Below are 19522 nucleotides of genomic sequence, written 5' to 3' on the forward strand. Positions count from 1 at the left end.
TTTCGGCAGGCGCAGGCGCGGCGACCCGCCCAACTCGCGTCTAGACGGCTCCCCTAATACGTCTCCTGGCGTATGCGGCACCACAAGATCACCTAGTAGACGTGGAGGGGACAAAGGAGGGCTCCGGCTCTGGCCGTAGCTTCCGGAGGGGTCCGTTATGGCGTTCTCTCACGTGCCGGCCGTCGCCCGGTCCGGTCCCGAGTGGGCCGAACAGGACAGTTGGTCGTACCGCGATCTCGAGCAGGCTCCGCTGTCCGGCGAGTGCCGCGACGAACTCGAGAGGCTGCGGGCCGAGGCGAGCGGCAGGCAGCCCGTGGGCGGATGGTCGGCCGGGTGGCCCGCGCCGCCGTTGGACGTACGGGACTTCCTCTTCCAGTGCCTGTTCCGTGCCGCTCTGGCCCGGGGCGAGGAGCGGTACGGGTGGTTCGTCTGGCAGGACCTGGACAGCGAGCTGGGCATCCAGCACCAGGAGAGTCGTACGGCGCTGCTGAAAGGTGTCGTCCTGGTCGGGCTGCGCACGTACTGCGATCAGCTCGCCGGTGGCGGCACGGAACAGGTGGAGCTCGTCGTTCCGATGGCCGTGGGCACTCCGCAGGCTCCGGCCGGGCTGGTCATGGCGGCCGAGACGACCGCGCGCGGTCCCCAGCTCCTCGTGGACGTCTGGGGCGAAACGGCCGTGGCCGCGAGCTGGCAGGCACTGATCGCGGTGTGCCGGTACGTCGCTTCACTGGTCGGCGAGGACCAGCACTGCCGGCCGCTCATCCCCGGAGCCGTCCACGCCTCCAACGGAGTCCTCACCGTCGTACCCCAGGCCCTGCACGCCATCGACACCCCGAGGCGGCGATGACCATCCCGAGTCTGCCCGCGGAACTCGTACGCCTGGCCGTCGCACTCGGGGTCCTCAAGGGCGATCCGGAAGGCGGCGCGACGGCCGGCCTCGAGGTGGACGAGGCCTTCTTCAAGGACCCCGCCAAACAGTTGTCCGGCGTGCTCGGTGATCCGGTGCGGCGTACGGCCGCGCTGGAGCTCGCCACGGCGTTGCTCGGCAGTGCGAAGAGCGCTGCCCTCGAAACGGAGGGCGCCCAACCCGGCAGGGCCTGGATCCCCCTGCCCACGGGGAGCGGTGCCGGGGCGGGGCGCCTGTATCTGGTGGTGGACGCGTCCGGCGACACGGTGACGCTGTCGCTGGCCGCCCGTGCCACGCTGCGGGGCGCCGAGGTGGAGTGCGCCGCCTCGCTCGTCGTACCGATCCTGGGGACCGGCCCCCGCGGCGCACAGTTCCTGTTGGGTACGGCGCAGGGCGACATCCGTGTCGCGGTGAACCTCACACTGCCCTCCATGCCCGGCGACTTCGGGCTGGGCGGCCTGCGCGTCGGGGCGGACGTCCCCACCCATGCCGACGGCCGCGTCCGGCTGCGGCTCGGCCTGACAGGGCTGCGGATCCCGGACAGGCCTGTGCGCGATCTGTCCATCGACGACGGGTCGCTTCCCGACGAGTTGGGCGCGCTGATTCCCCTGCTCACCGATCTCCTCACCCAGCTGCTCCGGTCCCGGGGCACGATCGACCCCGACAGTGCCGACCGGATGTGGCGGCTGCTCACGCTGTTCGGGCTTGGCGACACCTCGGTCATTCCACCGCTCCCGCTGGCCGAACTCCCCCGTTCCGAACCGCTGGTGCTCGCCGACTGGGTGCGCGCGGTGTTCCTTCCCAAGCCCGGTCAACCGGTGCCGCCCCCTGCGGCGCGGGCGTGGCTGGAGACGCTTGCCGAGCTGATCGGGCTCTCGCCCGAGCTCCCTGTGCAGGGCGACGGGACCAGCGCGTCGCCGTATCTGCTCTGCGTCAGTCCGCTGCCGGGTGTGCAGGTCTGCGTACGACTCGTCGCTCAGGCGGCGGACGACGGGCTCGAGTTCAGGCTGGGGCTGGCGGCCGCGGCCGAGATGTCCGAGGCGGCCTCCGTGCATGCGGCGGCGGATCTGCTGGCCGTCCGGCTGGGCGGCGAAGCCGAGGTGCTCTGGCTGCCCGAAGCCCGCGTACACGTCGAGGTGTCCGGCGCCGAGGGGCATCTGGTGCGCCGCCCCGCCCCACCACAGCCGGCCGTCCTGAGCGTGGGGACGCTGTCGGTCGGCTTCTCGGTCGGCGCGGACCGCGACGTGCGGCTCCTGTTGGAGGCGGCCGACATCGTCCTCGACGGGCATCCGTACGCGCGTCTGGACCTCTCCAGCGTCGAGGCGCTGGCCGCGGCCGCCGCTCAGGTGGGCGTGGACGCCCTGACCGACGCGCTGGAGACGCTGTTCTCCGACGACGAGGACGGTGGCGCCCGGCGTGCCACGGCCCTGCTCGCTCTGCTGGCCCTGCGCGAACCGGCTCCCGGCTGGCCGGTGAAGCTGCCGCCCCTCACCCAGTTCTTCAGCGACCCGGCGGCCGCACTGCTGCGCTACCACGCGCGGGTACTCGCCGACACCCCTGGCCGATGGGGCACCCTCGCCAAGCAGTTGGCCGTACTGGTGCGCGCTCCCCTCCCGACCGGCGCGGGCAGCGGCGCGGACCCCTGGGTCGTCCCCGTGGACGGCCCGGGACTGCCCGTCCGGATGTCCGTAGTGTTGTGGCAGGACGAGGCCGGGGACGCACCCCGGCTGACCGTCGGGATCAGGATGGATGCGGCGACGCTGCCCATCGCCGGCGGAGCCGTGCGAGTGTCCGCCGTCCTGGAAGCCGTGCGGCTGACGCTGCCCCTCGTGGACCCGCCGTCCGTCGCCGCGCTGGTCGCCGCCGAGCTGCGGCTGACGTGGGGGGACGACCTCGTGCTCGACGCCGGGCCTCTACGGCTCAAGGCGGGCTCCTTCCTGCTGGCCGGTGGGTGGCGGCAGGGGGCCGGATGGGCGGCCCGCGCGCGGATTGCCAAGGCCTCGGTCATGGTCGGCGACGATGAGGTGGCGCTGCCGGATCCGCTCGAACTGGCCACAGGGGCCGACCCGTTGCCGCCCGGGACCGGCTCGGCGCTGTGGCCCGCGCTCACGCGGCTCGCCGGCCTCGCGCTGCTGCGCACGACGCCTGCGGACGGACTCGACCCCCGGGAGGTGGTGGCCGCCCTGCTCGGCTGGCTGCCCGCGCGCGGACGGCTGCGGGTGCCGGGCGAGGAGGACTCGGGCCTCGACCTGGGCGAGCTGCTCGCCGACTGGCCGCCACTGCCGCTGGAGGGCCTTGTCGCCGACCCGGTGGACGCGCTCCGGTCCTGGCTCGGGGACGTCCTGGCGGGCGGTGGCGCCACGGATCGCAGCATGGCCGCGGTGGCGCTGGTCCGCGAACTCCTTTCTCGGGGCGGGCCGGAGCAGATCCGAGAGGTGGCGGTCGCGGGCGACGGCACGTATGACCGCCCGTGGCGGCTGCCGCTCGGCGCCTCGCCGCGAGAACCGGCCTCGGCATCCGCATCGGTCACGGGTCCCGAACTCCTCGTATGGCTCGATCCCGAGGGGCCCGGACTGCAGGGTCTCGGCGCGGTGCTCGACGAGCTCGTCACCGCTGATCTGACCGCGGCGCTGGACGGCACGGCCCCGCTCCCCGGCATCGACCGGCTCACGACAGTCCTCGCCGGTGCCGCTCGCTTCGACAGCTCCCTGTCCGACCTCCTGGACGGGCGCCGTGACTTGGCGGCCGGCCTGGGGGAGCTGCTCGAGTACGCCGCGGGCAGCGACGGACTGCTGCCCTCCTCCGCGCAGGTGGTGTCCGGGGCGACGAACTCCGCCGCCGCGGTGCCGCACGGTCACCTCCGCGCACCGGAGACGTACAAGCTGACCGACCATCTGCCCACCGCCGATCCCTTGCGCACTGTGTACGTCTCCAGCGATCTGCCCGGCATACGTCCGTGGCCCGGTCAGCCGGAGACGCCCGGGGCGCGCCTCCTTGATCTGCGGACACCTGACCTCGCGGCCGAGTCCTTCGACCTCGGCGGGCTTGCCGCGAGCGGCCCGTGGTACGTCCTGCTTCCGCCGACACCCGAGGCAACGGCCCGCCTGCGGCGGGCCGTTGCCGAACTCCGGCGCCTCGCCGGGGCGCCGGTCGTACTCGTGGCGCATTCCCTGGCGGCCCGGGCCGCCGTCCAGATCTGGTCGGAAGGCGGCCTCGCACACCTCGTCACGCTGGGCGGGGCGCTGTCCGACTCCGCGCGGCCCCACCCTCTCGACGGACTGGAACTGCCGGGCGTACGCGACGCCTTCCGGCTGCTGCAGTCTCTGACGGACCTGCTCCCCGCGGGCATCCCCGCCAGTGCCGCACCACTGACCGAACTCCTGTCCACCTGGGCTGCCGTGAGCGGTGACGCCACTGCGGGCCGACGTTCCGTGCCGTTCCCGGTGTCGGCGTTCACGCCGATGGCCGTGCCGTCACAGGCGTCCGCTCCCATGCTGAACGTCGTCACGGAGTTCACCCTCGACGAACTGCACGGCGCACTCACCGCCCTCGTCGCCGAAGTGGCGGCACAGGTCCGCCGGCAGCTTCCGGGCGGCAGGGCCGCGCAGAGCCGCGCCCGCGCCACCCATCTCGGCCTCGGCCTGAGCTTCCGCACCGAGGCGACCACCGCCGGGGGCATCGCCTGCGGCACTGAACTGCGCCTAGACGCGTGGCGCGTGGCGCTGTCCGCCGCACAGGGGCAGGCGGTGCGGCCCACGCCCCGACTGGGCGTGCGGCTGACGCTGCGGCGGCCCGACGGCTGGCTCGTCGAGGGCCCACCGCAGGCCGGGGCACAGGCGGCGCCGCCACCGCGCCTGCGCAGCGCGGAGCTGCTGGTCGCCGTCGGCCCCCGCCTCGCGGACTCCTCGGCCTCGGCCGTGCTCCATGACGTGGCGCTCGACGGAGTGGTCCACAGCCGACTGGCGATCACCCCGCACACTCTGGACGCGGCCGCTCGTCGGCTTCTGGGGCTGCTGGCGGAGCAGTTGTCGCCGCGGCCGTCCGCCGGGCCCGTCCGCGACCTGGTGGACCTCCTCGTGCGGGCGGATGTGGCCGCCCTGACGGGCGACGAGCGGGTGGAGATCCGGCCGGACGCCCTGGAGCGTGTGATCGCCGATCCTTCAGGGCTTGTACGGGACGTCCTGTCCGACCCCGCGGCGCTCGGCACGCTGCGCCGACTGACCGGACTTCCGGACTGCGGCACGGAGTTGCCGTCCGCCGGTGGTCTCGTCGTGGACGTCGGCCGCGATGGCGTGATCACCGTCGGCACGCCGGAGCGCGGGCTGCCGCTCGCCGATGTCGCCACCCTGCATGGCACGTTCGTCGCCGCTCCGCACCACGCCCCTGCCCTCACGCTCAGGCTGCGCTCCGGAGATGCCGAGGCGGCCGTTCTGCCCGAACCCGACCTGGCGGCGCTGGCCCGCATGCTGATGCTCACCGCCGGTGGCGAGGTAATCCGTTGGGGCCTGCAGTCCCTGCGCGAGCGCGGCATCGTCCTCGACCCGCTCCTTGAGGTGCTCGGCCTCCTGGCGCGCGACCCGGGCCACCCCGAGGCTCCGTCGTCGGTCCGCTCCCCCGTTCCCCTCCTCGCCGCGCCGACGCGACGGCTCACGGAGGTTCTCGGCGCGGACCGGGCGCCGGGCGAGCCCTTCCAGCTCGCGCCGGGACGCGTGGTCCGACTGCTGGACTCAGTGGCCCAACTGATCGGCGTACCCGGCGGGTTGAATGCCCTCCCGCTGCCGGGACGGGGTGCGATCGCCGTCGCCGAGAACGGCGCGGACCTGGAGGTCACACTGCGGCTGCGGGACGGGGCATTGCCCTCGGCAGTGGAGTCCGCCGTGCGCTGGCGAGTGCGGCCGGGGCCTGTCGTCACCGCCTGGCTGACGTTGTCCGCCGAACGGTCCGGTCCTGGTGGGTTCGCCATCGGTCTGGAGCTGGAGGCCGGGCCCGAGGTGAGGGTGTCCGCCCGGCTCACGCCACGTGCCGGGGCGCCCCGGCTCGACATCCCGCTGTATCCGCGAACGCCGGGACTCGGCGCGCTCACAGAGCTCGGTGAGCAGGCGGCGCGCTACGCGCTTCCGATGCTGCTGGACGCGCTGCGGGACCTGGCCGAGCCAGGCGCTCCGGCCGATCCGCGGCTCGCACGGATCGCCGCGGCGTTCACCAAACTGCTGCCGGCGCTCGAGCTGACCGGGGCCAACGGGTCGGCCTCGATCGACCAGTTGAAGCTGCTGGCGTCCGCTCCCGCCGACGAGCTCGGTGCGCGGTTCCGGCGGCATCCGGCCGAGGTGACGGGCGCCTTGAAGGGGCTCGCCCGCGCCCTGATCGGGGATGCGGCCGCGCAGCCGCCCGTTCTCTGGCGCAGTCCCGGCGGCCGCCTGGTCGTCGACGTCGACGCGGCGCCCGGCGGCGAGCCGCGCCTCACCGTCACCGCGAGCGGCCTGCATCCCGCGCCCGGTACGGACGCCGAGGTGTCGTTCACCGCCACGACGGCCGGACTCGGCCCCTCGCACCTGTTGTGGTCCGTCGTCGATCCCGATGCCCTCTTCCCGGGCCCGGTCGACCTCATGCCGTTCGCGCGGATCGCGCTGGGCGGTGTCGACGGCCGGGTCGAAGCGGGCCTGTGGCTCGATCCGCCCGGAGCCACGGACCGCGAGGCGCTGGTCGTGCGGCTGCCGGGCAGTCCCCCGCTCGTACACCGTCGTGGAAACGACGACGCCGCCGATGTCGCGGCGGCCGTGCCCAAGTTGATGCGGCGTGTGGTGGTCCCCCTTGCCGCCGATCTGGCGCTCACTCCGGCTCCGGTCACCGAGCTGCTCAAGACGCCTGTGGGCAGCGAAACCAACGTGGGGGCGATCGTGCACGCCGCGCAGGTCCTGACCGGAACCGGCAGCCCGCCCGGTGCTCCCTGGCGGCTGGCCGACGGGCTGCTCGATACACCGACCCCGCGGGTACTGAGTGCTCTGGCGGGCTTCCTGCTCGCGGTGACGCCTCGCCTGGGGCCGGTGCGGCTGCGGCTCCTCAGGGCCGAGGAGGGACAGGGGCAGAGCCGGTACGGGCTGGGTCTCGAGCTCGTCGAAACGCCTTATCCGCTCCTGGAGTTGGGGGATGTCGTCCTCGCCCTGTCGGCGGATGGTTCCTGGGAGCCGCCGACCACTGGTGCGGGCACGTCGCACGCGGAGGTGTGGCTCGGCAGCCTGCCGGACACGCTGCCGGGTCCCGACCCACGGTTCTCCCCCGCGCTGCGTGTGCGCGGGCTCGGGTTCACGGCGGGCGGTGCGAAGGGCCCACTGCTCGACCAGGGGCTGCGGATCGACGCGCTGGAGCTGCACTGCTCGTACGCGCTGGACACGGCCGGGTTCCGGCACGCCGGCGCGCGGCTGGCGCTGAAGGGAATGGCCGTGCCGCTCGGCTCCGCCGGGGGCGGCACCAATCCGGTCGCCGCGAAGATCCTGCAGCCGGATGCCGCGGGCGGCGACGCCACCCCGGCCGCGCCCGGCTTCCATCCGGCACTGGTCCTGTGGAAACAGGGCCGGGACCCCGTGACGCTGCGGCTGAGCGCGGGCGCGGGGTCCGGCCCGTGGTGGCTGGGAGTGGAGAAGCAGTTCGGCCCGATCTACCTGGAACAGGTCGGACTGGCCGTCACCTACGACGGCGACCGGCTGCGAGAAGTGGGCGTGCTGGTCGACGGCGGCGTGGCGCTCGGGGGCCTTGCCGTCGGCGTCGACGACCTGGCGCTCTACGTCCCCTGGGCCACGCCCGCCAACCCCGCGACCTGGCGCCTCGGCCTCGCCGGTCTCGCCGTCTCCTACAACGGCCCGAGCGTCAAAGTGGCCGGCGGGCTGCGCAAGCGCGAACGCGACGGCGGTGTGGAGTACGCGGGCATGCTCAAGGTCGAGGCGGCGGGCTTCGGGCTCACCGCTGTGGGCGCGTACGGCACCTACCCGGTCGAGGACTCCGCCGAGCGCTACACCTCGATGTTCGGGATCGCCGCGATCGCGGCGCCCATCGGTGGCCCGCCCGCCTTCTTCATCACGGGCATCGGCGCCGGACTCGGCCTCAACCGGGGGCTCGAACTGCCCTCGAAGGTGACCGACGTCGGGGAGTTCCCGCTCGTGGCGGCCCTGGACCCGAGCAGTGAGCTGGTCCGCGAGCCGATGAAGGCACTGGACTCGATGGGCCGCACGTTCCCGCCGCGGCGCGGGGCGTTCTGGCTGGCCGCGGCGGTGCGGTTCACCAGCTTCACCGTTGTGGAGTCCGTGGCTGTGCTGGCCGTGGCCTTCGACAAGGACGTCGAGGTGGTCCTGCTCGGCCTGTCCCGGATGTGCCTGCCTAACCCCGCGGCGCCCATCGCCTCCATCGAACTCGCCCTGCGCGCCCACTTCTCCTCGCGTGAGGCGGTCCTGTCCGTCGAGGCCCAACTGACCGACAACTCCTGGCTGCTGAGCCGCGACTGCCGGCTCAGCGGCGGATTCGCCATGGTGATCTGGTTCCGCACCGGCGAGTTCGTCCTGTCCCTGGGCGGCTACCATCCGCGGTTCGCGAAGCCCGCCCACTATCCCGACGTGCCCCGCCTCGGCATCCATTGGCAGGTCAGCGAGGCCATCGCGATCAAGGGCGAGTCCTACTTCACGCTCACCTCCAGCTGCGTCATGGCCGGCGCCCGCGTGGAGGTCGCCTTCGACGGCGGCTGCGTCCAGGCGTCGTTCGTCGCGGGCCTGGACGCGCTGGTCTCCTGGGACCCCTTCTTCTACGACGTCGGGGTGTACGTCGCCGTCAGTGCCCGCCTGGAGATCGACATCCGGGTCTGGTTCGTCCACATCCGGATCACCCTGGGCTTCTCGATCTCGGCAGAGCTGCAAGTGCAGGGACCTGACCTGCGTGGAGTGGCGCTCTTGGACCTCGACGTGGCCAAGGTCGAGGTCGCCTTCGGCGCCGTCGGCACCCCCGAATCCCCGCCGCCGCTGGGATGGGCCGCGTTCCACGACAAGTATCTGGTCGCCGGTGACCCGCATGGCGAGACGATGAGCCTGACCGTACGAGCGGGTGGCGCGGTCCTCGATCCGGGCAGCGCGGGCGCCTCCGCGGAGGACGGCAGCCGGGCGCACCCGCTGCGGCTCACCTCAGAGTTCGCCCTCGTGTCCACCACGCGTACGGCGAGCAACCGGGCCGGTGGCATGGTGCTGGCCGGGTCCGCGCTCGACCTCGGCCCGATGGGGCGCGTCGACGTGGTCTCCGAGCACAGCGTGGAGATGGTCCGGCTCGACGCGGGCGGCGCTCCGGTCGGATCCGCGGTGGCACTGGCGACGACGGCCGTGCGCGGCAACGTCCCGGACGGCGTGTGGCGTTGGTTCGACGACGTAGAGCTGGACGAGGGCGGCGTACGCGAGGCGTTCACCGGGCTCGTCCTCGCCGCGATCACCCGTCTCGGCGGCGGGCTCACCACCGGCTCCGTCGACGATGTCGAAACCGGTGAGCGGCGGCCGCTGCCATTGAGCGAGGACCGCGATCCGGCGGGCGCCTGGTCCGCCGCCATGGAGGCGGCCCTGCGGTGGTCGCGCGCGCAGTCCGGCCCTGACACGCTGGGCCGGACGACCGAGTTCCTCGCGCGCGGCGCGGGGCTCGCGGCGTTCAGCCGGTGTCTGAGGGGCAGCCCGGACAGGCCGAGCGGATTCGCCCTCGCGCTCCTTGCCGCCGACCGGATCTCGCCGCCCCGGCTCGCCAGGATCACCGAAGGGCTGGTGGCTCCGGTCCTGCCGCCGCGGCCACTCGTCCCTCGACGGCTGCCGCAGAAGCCGGACCCCGAGCCACCGTTCGTCGTGCCGCCGGTGCTCCTGGCATCCCTGCGGCCGCCGGTCGGCCCGGTCCGTCGTGACGGGCGCACCACGGTGCGCTCGCCGCAGTACCCTCGCCGGGCCGCGCCCACCCTGGCCGAGGCCCGTGCGCAGGCGCTGCCCACGGCCGCCCGGCTGCACACCATGGCCGCGCTCGCGGACAGCGTCGCGACGACCGGGGCGACCGCGCGTGACCGGGGGCGGCGCTTCTCGCGCGGCGGTGAGGAACGGGAGGTGCTGCGCGGCCTGTTGAGCGCCGACGCCTCGGCCCCGTGGCTGCGTTCGGGCCAACGGGACATCGTGGACGGCACGGTGCGGCTCGGCGCGGGTCAGGTCCAGGTGTGGCGGCTGCTCCGCGCCGCCGACGACGTAGGCACCGAACGACCACGCCTCACCCTCACCGGCGATCAGCGGGTCCGGGTCGTGGCACTCGACCGGGCAGGGGCCGCGCTCCTGGACTCAGAGGTGGCGGCCACGACGGAACTGCCGGTCCCCCGCGGCGCGCACATCCTCACCCTCATCGGCCTGGGGACGACGCCGGCGGCGAACCGCCCCCGGCGCGCCGGCCTCTCCGGCTGGCATCCGTCGACGTGCGGCGCACAGGTGCTGCCGGGCACCGTCCTCGTGCCGGGCGCCCGGGTCAGCACCCCCGCGCCCGGCGCCAAGCGCGGGCTGCGGCCGGCACGCGCCGCCCTCGTCACGGGTGACGAACTGGTCGGACAGCGGGGCCTGATCACCACCGAACTGCCCCCCTCCACGCGCTGCGTCGTCCTCGTACTGTCCGCCGCGGAACCCGTGAAGGACACCGACGGGCTGCTGCTCGGTCTCGACGGCGCCGAGCGGGTCCGCGGCGCCACGGAACCGGCACCACCCCTCGCCATCGAGCAAGGCGGGCAGAGCCTCCTGCTCTATCCGGTGACGCCACAGGGCGGGGCCTCGGTGTCGGTCACAACCGGATACGACGAACGCTGGCGCCCCGCAGGTGTGCTGGGCAGCGCGCAGCCCGCACAGCGGGTCGCCGTCGCGATCCTCCGCTACGGCCTGCCCGCCCTCGCCGGCGATCTGGCGGGCGAAGGCTCCGGACAGTCGGCCGTGACATGGATCGGAGCGGTGCGATGACCGAACTGGGCCTGGGACAGTACCGTCTGCACGGCTTCGCCCGCCCGCCGGTGACGGCGGGACCGCACCTGGTCCGCATGACGCAGACGGTCGACCAGGGCGGCCCGATCACCCCGGTGGAACGCCACGCGCTCGTCACCGCTCCCCAATTCACGCTGCCTCCCGGCGAGTTGCGCAGCGTCTTTCCCCCGCCGGAGGCGGTCGGCTCCTTCGACAGCCGCTTCGCGCAGGTCGCACTGCGCCGTCGCACCCTGCCCTGGGAGCGGCTGGTGACCGTCGACGCAGATCCGCAGCGCCGGCCGTGGCTCGCGCTCGTCCTGCTCACGGAGAGCGAGGGCACCCTCGCCCCCAACGTGCCGGTGGGCACCGCGGCCCCCGCCGCCCTGCACGGCGCGCTCGGCGTCACCGGCGCCTCGGGGACCTGCGACCGTCTGGACACCACCCGCGGCGTCGTCCACGCGCTGTTCCCGCGCCCCGACGAGCTGGAACTGCTGTGCCACGTACGGGAGGTGTCGCTCGGCGACTCGGAGCTCTCCCTCGGTGACGACGACGGATTCCTGGCGGTCGCCATCTGCGCCCGGCTGCCACGCCCCGGGCTCGCCTACCGGGCGTGTCTGGTCTCCCTGGAGGGCCGCATCGCCGAACTGCCCACCGCCACCGGCGATCCGGGTGGCAGCCCCGGCAGCGGCGAGGCCGCGCCCGGTGGCCCGGCCGTCAGTTTCCCGGTCCTCGCGCACTGGCGGTTCCGCTGCGCGCCGGAGCCCGGCGACTTCGGCTCCCTCATGCAGCGGCTCAAGGTGGGAGCGCTCGGCACCGTGCAGGGCACGTGTCCGGCGGTGGCACCCAGCGGGCACACCGTCATCGGACATACCACGCGGCGCGGCGAGGACACGGCCGCCTGGTATCGAGGGCCGCTGACGCCGCGTGAGGTGCCACGGCGCGCGGCGGGCACCCCGTTCCTGACGGCGGACCAGGGCCGTGCCGTCGCCACCGACGGCCTCGAGGACCTCTCCATGGCCGCGGCCCACGAGGTCGGCCGGTTGCTCGCGCTGTCGTCCCCGCGGTTCCTGGCCTCGCTGCGCGAGTGGCGCAGGCGGACCCTGGCACTCGACCTCACCGCCGCGGCCCTCGAACTCGTACCAGAGGTACGGGACTTGGGGCTCACCCGGCTCACGGTCGGCCAGGGGCTCGGCCTGGCCCTGATCGGCACACTCGTCGACGGCCGCGAACCGCTCGGCACGCCGGTCCCGCTCGCCGACGCCGAGTGGGCGCTGCCGAGGTTCCCGCCCGATCTCATCGTGTCCGGCACGGGTCTGCGGAAGGATCTCGTACAGCAGATCCTCGGGGACCTGCCGGTGAGCACCGACACCGAACCCGCGCCGCCCGCCTCGCCGCTCGTCCAGACCTTCGACGGGCTGCGGCAGAACCCCGGCCACCTCGACCCGCTCCGCGACGCCCTGCACGAGCGGGTCCGCGAGATCGCCCGGCAGGCGGGGCTCGACCCGGACGCCACGCTGTTCGACCCCTCCCACGCGCCCACCACCCTGGAGGAGCTCTTCCCATGAGCGCCCGATACCGCTCCGAGGACGCCGTCGAGCAGGTACTCACCGCTGCCACCGGCAAGATCAGCGCGGCCCAGCCGCCCCCGGACGACGTCCTCGACTGGCTCGCCCGGCTGCGCCTGCTGGAGGGGGTCCCCTTCACCTATCTCGTCACCGACGAACGGCTCCTGCCCCTGGAATCCGCGCGGTTCTTCTTCCTCGACCGGAACTGGACGGACGCGGCCGTGGACGGCGCACTCGCCGCGGGCGCCTCCACCACCCGGGACCGGTCCCATCTCGTGGCCAGGCACCGCCAGGTCCGCGATGCCGTGGACGCCGCCGAACGCAACGTATGGATCAAGGCGGCGCAGCCGGGCCTGTCCTACGACGCGGAGCCGGTCAGCACGGTCACGGGATTCCTGCTGCGCTCGCGCGCCGTCTCCGGCTGGCCGGGGCTGCGCACACAAGCCTTCCACGACGAGCAGCCGCTGCGTCCGCTGCGCGTCGAACGCCTGGCGCCCGCCGTGCTGTTGGCACTCTTCGACGGCCTGCCCACCCGTGTCCTGATCGAAGAGCCGCACCAGGGGCTGCAGTTCGGCGTGGAGGTCTCGGACGGCGGCGTGTTCACCGTCGTGCGCCGCCCACCACAGCCCGCAGGGACCACCACCGTCCTGTTCCGCGCCACGGGCGCGGGCGTCGTCGACGTCCGCAGGCTCCACGCCGACCTCGGCCAAAAGGACTCCGACGGCTCGGCGGGCCTGGCGCTGCAGCTCGTGCAGAACCCGTACCAGCAGGAGTTCTCCGGAACGGAAGAGGGCCCGCTGTTCAGCCCGTCCATCTCTTTGGAGGACCTGGCCGAAGCCTTCGAGGAGCCGTCATGAGCGAGGCCTTTCCCCTGCACCCCGCGTTCGCAGTCTCCGCGCGCACCGGACTGACCTCCGCCACCTCCCGCTCGTGGTCGGCCGGACTGCACCGCGGGCCCCGGCTCCTGGTACCGGTCGACGTGCAGGCCCTGGTCGTACACGAGGGAGTCCAGGAGGCAAGGGCCGACGTCGGGCTGCGCCTGTTCGACGGGCTCTCCCGTGACCCGAACGCGCCGGGACCACACGCGCCCGATCCCTTCACACCTGCCGCGCCGCTCCCGCCTGGCGTCCATCTGCACTGGGCGCTGCCCGACGCGCTGACCCACGCCGTCGCCGAAGGGCCGGGGGCCGAGCCGGTCTGGCCCGCGCTGCCCGACCGCTGGGCGGTGGTCCGCCTCGACCACTGCACGGGCCCGCCCCGCGCCCTGCAGGCCTGGGTCCTGGAGGCCGAGAAGGGCGGCACCAGCGAGCTCGACGGATGGCAGCCTGGCACCGCCCGCGCCTACCGGACCCCGCTGCTGAGCCCGCAGCAGCTCACCGCCGTCTGCGGCGGAGACCCGGCCTGGGCCGCCTCCTACGACAACGTGGCCGAGCGTTTCGCCCACCACGACGACTGGTCGACGGTGCCCGTGCGCCACCGCACCGCGCTGGCGTACGTCGTGGTCGGCTGGTACTCCCGCCCCGAACTCGACCCCCTCGCGGTGGCCGACACACCCGCCGCGTTCCACGCCGGCCTCGACCGGCTCGGCTGGCAGGTGGACACCGCCCGGCTCGTCCGCGCCCAGGCCGATGCCGAACGCTCCGCCGCCGGGGCACAGGCGCTCGGCCGACGCTCGGCCGACCTGCCGCCCCCGAACTCCGCACCGCTCGCAGGTCTCTTCGAGGCACGGCAGCCCGCCGCCGACCCGCAGGCCTGGTGGCCGCGGCAGTCCATCTTCCACGGAGTGGTGTACGGGGTGCACGCGGACCCCCGGACGACCGAGGACCCACGGCCCGAACCCGGCACGCCGCGGGTGGCGTTCGGAGCCACGTCCGCGGAGGCGCTCGCCGCGCTGGTCGCCGGCGAACTGGGGCGGCCCGACGCCGAGATCCTGTACCAGGCCTTCGCGCACGGGCTCGCCACGGACCTTGCCGAGCCCGACGGTCTCGCGCGGATCGAGGAGGAGATGCACGCCAGGAGCTTCGTCGCACGCCCAGGAGCGAGCCGCGTCGAACGCGTCGCCACCGGCGACCCATTCACCGACCTCAGGCCCACCACTCCCCCGACCCCGGCCCTCGACCAGGTCCGCAGGGACACCGCGGCCGGTGTCCCCGACCTCACGGTGGGCCGCGACACCCTCACGGACCTGCACCTTCTGAACACCAGCCCCGAACGCGTGGCGCCGCCCGCCGACCCGCGCCGCACCGAGCCGGTGCCACGGCCGCTGCCCCGGCGCTTCCACCCCCAGGACCCCGTACTCGTACTGCGGGGCCTGCGCCGATCCCTGCGACACGGCTACGACCGCGCCCGTACGCCAGGCGAACGCCTCGCCTGCCGGCTGACCGGGGACACCGTGACGCGCCTGGCGGGGTTCATCGACGGCAGGGACCTGCTGGCACGCGGGCTCGACCACGGCTCGCTCCCACCGGAGGCCGACGCGCTGCTCGTCGAGGCGGCCGTCGAGGATCCGTACGCCGATTACACGGAGACACTCGGCCGACTCCCCAGGTACGGGCTGCCGTTGACGGAGGTCGTGCGGCGGCTGCGGGCCGAGGGCGCGATGATGGTCTGGTCCCTGGCCTTCCCCAGCCGTGCCGCGCCGCTCACCCATCTCTCCCTCAAGGACGGCAAGGGGGCCTCTCCGGTCGGGATCACGCTGTGGCGTCAGGCGTGGGTGCCGCTGTGGTGCGAGTGGGAGGTCGAGTGGAGTCCCCGTCCGGCCGCCGGGGACTGGGAGTTGGGTGAGCTCGACTTCGCCCCGCACTCAAGTGCCGGATTCTCCCAGGCCGGGGCTGTCGTGCTGCGCGGCAGGTCCTCACTCGTCTCGGCGCCTTCCCGATCGCTCGGCGACGACATCTCCCGGTTCCTCGCTGAGGAGGACCGCCTCGATCTGCGCGGCGAGGGCAGGGTCGACGACGCGCTGGAGAGCCGGATACGTCGACTTGCGGCTTCCCAGGGGGTGCCCGACCTGGTGTCGGCCGGCTTCGACCGGCTGCGCGAGCGCATGCTCGGCTTCACCGACGACTTGGCGACCACCCCCGGCGTACCTCCCGCGCCGACCCGGCCGCCTCACCCGCTGCGGGCCGGGTTCGTCCGGGTGCGGCAACTGCGGGTCGTGGACGCGTACGGCAGGACCGTGGATCTGCTGGATCCGGCGACCCCGCCCGCGTACGTCGGGGCGGGGATACGCGGCCCTGCCCGGGACGTTCTCGCGCTGCCCCCGCGCATCAACCAGCCCGCGACACTGGCCTTCCGCCTCGTCGACGCCTCCGACGACGGGCGCGAGGCGGCCGTCGACCAACAGGACGGCGCGGTGAGCCCGGTGGCGGGCTGGCTGCTCGCCGACCACGCGGACGGGGCGGTGGAGTTCTTTGCGCCCGGCGGCCGGGCGCTCGGCCAGCTCGCGCACGACTCACTGTCCGGCGCCGTCGTCTGGGAGGGCCCGCCGGGAGACCGTACGCCCTGGGGAGCCCCGCTGTCGGCGGCCTTCGCCGGGCAGCCGCGCCTGCGCCATCTCCTTGGCCTGGCCGAGGGGTTGATCGGCCGCGACGGCAGGGAACGCGCGGCCGGTGTTGCCCGCTCCGACACCCCGCTGGACGCGCTCCTGCGCATCGTCGACACGACCGCGACGACGGTCGGGGCAGGCGGATCGACCGGCAGCGAGCACACCGCACAGCTTGTGGGAAGGCCGATTGCGGTGGTCCGCGCCCGGCTGGTCCTGGACATCGAACCGGAGGACGACCACCCCACCCTCTCCCCGGCCCAGCGCGCCGACCGGGCCGCGGTCTGGGCGCGGTTGGCAGGGCGGCCCTTCCCGGTGCGGCTCGGCGCGCTGACCCGCCTCGACGACGGCCTCCTGGCCTACTTCGTCGACGACGACTACGGCCTGATCCGCCCCGTCCACGCCGACGTGGCCCGCGTCGCCACGCCCTCGGGCCGGCACCGCGGCGACTTCGCCGCCCTCGGACAACGCAGTACGGCGCCGCGGCCGGTCCGCACCCCGTCCCTGGCCGGCGACTCCGCACTGTCCCTGCTGCCCGGCCGGACGGTGCGGCTCACCCTGCTCATGGACCCGGCCGCCAAGGTGCACGCCACGTGCGGGGTGCTGCCCCGCAAGAGCGTGGATCTGCTGCGCGACTGGTTCGCGGAGGATCTGGCCCGCCTTGTGCCGTCGGTGCGGGTCGGTCCCGTCCTCGTCGACCCGACCACCATCCGCATGCCGCTCACTCCGGCGCCGGACGGCGACCGCCTGTGGACCCGCCGCACCGCGCCCCTGTCCTGGCAGGACGACCCCGTCGTGGCCGCCGGCCAACAGGCCTTACTGCCCGAGGTCTCGGCACGGGCCCAGGAGGGCTATCTACACCTGGCACCGGAAGCGCAGGAGACACCTGACGACGGAGGTCCGGGATGAGTTCCGCCCTCGCGCGCCTCTCGGCCGCGTCCCTCGGACAGACACCGGCCCGCCCGCCTCGGATCGGCATCGAGATCGACCAGGTGCTGATCCGGCCGCGCACGCCGCTCCCGGACGGCCCACTCCTGATTCAGGTCCGCCAGTACGGCGACCTGGAGGGGCTTCTCGTCGATCCCGTACCCACCGACTTCACGTTGGTGACGATCGGCCGGGTCACCGTGGACGGCCGGGGTACCGACACCTTCCGCGTGGCGGCCGAAGTGGACCGGGCCCACCTCACCGGTGAGACGTCCTGGGTGCTGCCGACCACGGCGGACGGCTACTTCCGGCAGGAGACCCGCATCAACCTGCGGACGGACCTGCCGCCCCCTCGCTACCTGGACTACCGGATCCTCGCCGGCACGCCCCGGCGAGTGTTCGCCGAGCAGGGCGTCCGGCTGGAGTCGGCGACACTGGACGGCTTCCTCGAACTCGCCGAGGAGGGCGAGAGCGAACGTCCTGCGGGCAGGACCCACCTCGAGTACCTGACCTCCGTACGCAAGCTCCGGGTCGACCCCCAACTGACCCAGTACCGGCACCGGATGGTCAACAACCGGCGGAACATCCCGCCCTACGGCCGGGCTTCGGACTCCCCCTTGCCACGGCGCGGCCCTGCCGCCGCCCGACTGGCCTTGCTGCAAGTCCAGAACGGCTTCGAACGGCTCGACCTGGCACAGGTGCTGGCCGGGATCGACGGGGCCGACCGGCAGACACCCGGACCCCTGCACCCGGACCCGCGAGCCGATCTCGCCCTCACCTGGAGCGGAGATCTGGGACTCGCCCTGTCGGCGTACGTCCGTGCCCGCTACGCGCCCGGAGCGCCCGCCGCGGACCGGGACCGGCCGCTGGACCACTGGATCACCCGTCACGCGGCGATGCCCCGGCTGCTTGGCAGCATCGACGGGGTGAATCTCGGTGCGTCGTACGACCCGGATCGTTCGTTGGCGACACAACTGCGTGCGTACTACGACGGCGCGGTGAAAGGGCGTTGCACGGCCTTCGTCGCCGCGACCAAGACCCTGGCCGGAGCGCCGGCCCTGCCCCTGGTGCCAGGGTCAGGGCCGCCTCGCTTCGCCGACGCCGCGGTCGACTTCGTCGCCGGGGAGATCGTCGCCTTCGCCAAGGACTTCCTCCGCTTCTCGCTCGGCGGCGCGTACGAGGGGGTACGCGACCGCGCCAAGGACGTGCTCGCGCCGGGCTCCCCGGAGGTACGCCGACTGGCGCTCCGCCTACTGGACTTCGTCGAGGCGGGCCTCGCCGCCGAGCTCTCTCCACCGGCGGACACGTCCCTGAGGATCCGGCGCCGTGACGGCACCCCGTTCCCGGGGTTCACCGTCCGGCTCATCGAGCCCTCGGGACGACGGCACGCGGGGGTCGCCGCGACGACCGACGCGCTGGGCATGGTCGCGGTCCCCGACGCCGGGACGCGTGCGTGGAGCGTCACCTGCGCCGACCACGAGCTGGTGCCCGCCGCCGAGGCCACCGACCCCGTGGGCGTGAGCGAGCTGCGGCCCGGCCGCACGCCGCTCGATCCGGGCCGCCACCACCGGCTCCCGCCCGGCACGACGACGGAGCTGGTCGCCCGCGAGGTGCTCGTCCTCGTCTGCCCGCGGTGCGACGCGGCGATCAGGGTCGTGGAACCGCCGCCCCGCCCCCTCGACTGCCCCAACGACGGCTACGACCTGTCGGACCTGCGCACCACAGCCCTCACCGACATCGGCCGGTTCACCGCTCCGGTCTCGGGGCAGCGCCCGGAGCGCACTCCCCTGCAACTGACGTCCTGCGGCACGCGACCGATCCCGACCGCGCACGGTCCCGTCGCCGCCTGCTGGGACGAGTCGCGCTTCCTGCATCCGGCGCGCGGTGACTACGAGCTGTGGGCCTCCACACCGAGGGGGTCGCGGTCCGTGTCCGTCGTGGGCCGCGCCACCTGGGGAGCGGCTCCGCTGCGGATCGAACCGCCGCTGCGCGCCTGGGAGTTCCATCAGGCCGCCTCGGGCCCCGCGGCACCACCGCCCTACCGAGACGACCCCGTGCCGCTCAGCGAGAACTGGCCGCTCGCCTCCTTCTACCGCTGGATCACCGTCCACCACTCGGCCGACCCCATGACGTTCGCACCCGAGGGAGTACGAGCAATCCAGCGCGAGCAGATCGACAAGAGCAAGTCCGACATCGCCTACCACTACGTCATCGACGGCACCGGCACCATCTACGAGGGGCGCCCCCTGGGCATCGAGGGCGACCACTCCGAACTCTTCAACGCAGCCAACCTCGGCATCGCGCTCACCGGCGACTTCGAGCAGCGCAAGGAGAACGGGTTCTTCTTCGGCGACAGCACCGCGACGCCCGAGCAACTCCAGAGCCTCAACGACCTCGTGGACGTCCTGGCCGTCCGTTTCGGCATCCGCAGCGTCTGGTCCCACCAGGCCCGCAAGAAGCAGTCGCGGGCCGCGACCGGCACCGAGTGCCCCGGCCAGTTCCTGATGCCTCACGTAGAGGCGCTGCACCGGGTGTATCCGGGGACGCCCTTCTGAGTGGGGTTTGCCGCGTGTGCTCAGTGAGCGTCAGT

The 19522-nt window shown here is 73.7% G+C and carries 6 protein-coding genes; all 6 read left to right on the top strand.

Going from position 1 to position 19522, the window contains the following annotated elements; genetic code table 11:
- Positions 1 to 157 precede the first annotated feature (157 nt).
- From ACZ5U5_RS38620 to ACZ5U5_RS38645, 6 genes are read left to right on the top strand one after another with little or no spacing between them, the layout of a single operon-like run.
- Positions 158 to 847: a hypothetical protein gene (locus ACZ5U5_RS38620; RefSeq protein ID WP_469031201.1), complete on the top strand. Its 690-nt coding sequence runs from the start codon at positions 158 to 160 to the stop codon at positions 845 to 847.
- A complete protein-coding gene (locus ACZ5U5_RS38625) occupies positions 844 to 10899 on the top strand; it encodes a DUF6603 domain-containing protein (protein ID WP_469031203.1) in 10056 nt (3351 codons plus the stop codon). The genes ACZ5U5_RS38620 and ACZ5U5_RS38625 overlap by 4 nt, the downstream gene beginning before the upstream one ends.
- Positions 10896 to 12464: a hypothetical protein gene (locus tag ACZ5U5_RS38630; protein ID WP_469031204.1), complete on the top strand. Its 1569-nt coding sequence runs from the start codon at positions 10896 to 10898 to the stop codon at positions 12462 to 12464. The genes ACZ5U5_RS38625 and ACZ5U5_RS38630 overlap by 4 nt, the downstream gene beginning before the upstream one ends.
- On the top strand, positions 12461 to 13321 hold the full coding sequence (locus ACZ5U5_RS38635) for a hypothetical protein (RefSeq protein ID WP_469031206.1): 861 nt from the start codon (positions 12461 to 12463) through the stop codon (positions 13319 to 13321). The genes ACZ5U5_RS38630 and ACZ5U5_RS38635 overlap by 4 nt, the downstream gene beginning before the upstream one ends.
- The gene (locus tag ACZ5U5_RS38640; RefSeq protein WP_469031207.1) at positions 13318 to 16914 is read left to right on the top strand and encodes a hypothetical protein; all 3597 of its coding nucleotides are present in this window, start codon (positions 13318 to 13320) and stop codon (positions 16912 to 16914) included. Before ACZ5U5_RS38635 ends, ACZ5U5_RS38640 begins: the two co-directional genes overlap by 4 nt.
- Positions 16911 to 19487, top strand: a complete 2577-nt coding sequence (locus ACZ5U5_RS38645; RefSeq protein WP_469031209.1) for a peptidoglycan recognition protein family protein — start codon at positions 16911 to 16913, stop codon at positions 19485 to 19487. The genes ACZ5U5_RS38640 and ACZ5U5_RS38645 overlap by 4 nt, the downstream gene beginning before the upstream one ends.
- The last annotated feature ends 35 nt before the right edge of the window (positions 19488 to 19522 follow it).

This window comes from Streptomyces sp. NPDC033177 (assembly GCF_055577715.1).

Coding starts and splice junctions, on each gene's coding strand:
- ACZ5U5_RS38620 (WP_469031201.1), top strand. CDS start 158: ATGGCGTTCTCTCACGTGCCGGCCGTCGCCCGGTCCGGTCCCGAGTGG.
- ACZ5U5_RS38625 (WP_469031203.1), top strand. CDS start 844: ATGACCATCCCGAGTCTGCCCGCGGAACTCGTACGCCTGGCCGTCGCA.
- ACZ5U5_RS38630 (WP_469031204.1), top strand. CDS start 10,896: ATGACCGAACTGGGCCTGGGACAGTACCGTCTGCACGGCTTCGCCCGC.
- ACZ5U5_RS38635 (WP_469031206.1), top strand. CDS start 12,461: ATGAGCGCCCGATACCGCTCCGAGGACGCCGTCGAGCAGGTACTCACC.
- ACZ5U5_RS38640 (WP_469031207.1), top strand. CDS start 13,318: ATGAGCGAGGCCTTTCCCCTGCACCCCGCGTTCGCAGTCTCCGCGCGC.
- ACZ5U5_RS38645 (WP_469031209.1), top strand. CDS start 16,911: ATGAGTTCCGCCCTCGCGCGCCTCTCGGCCGCGTCCCTCGGACAGACA.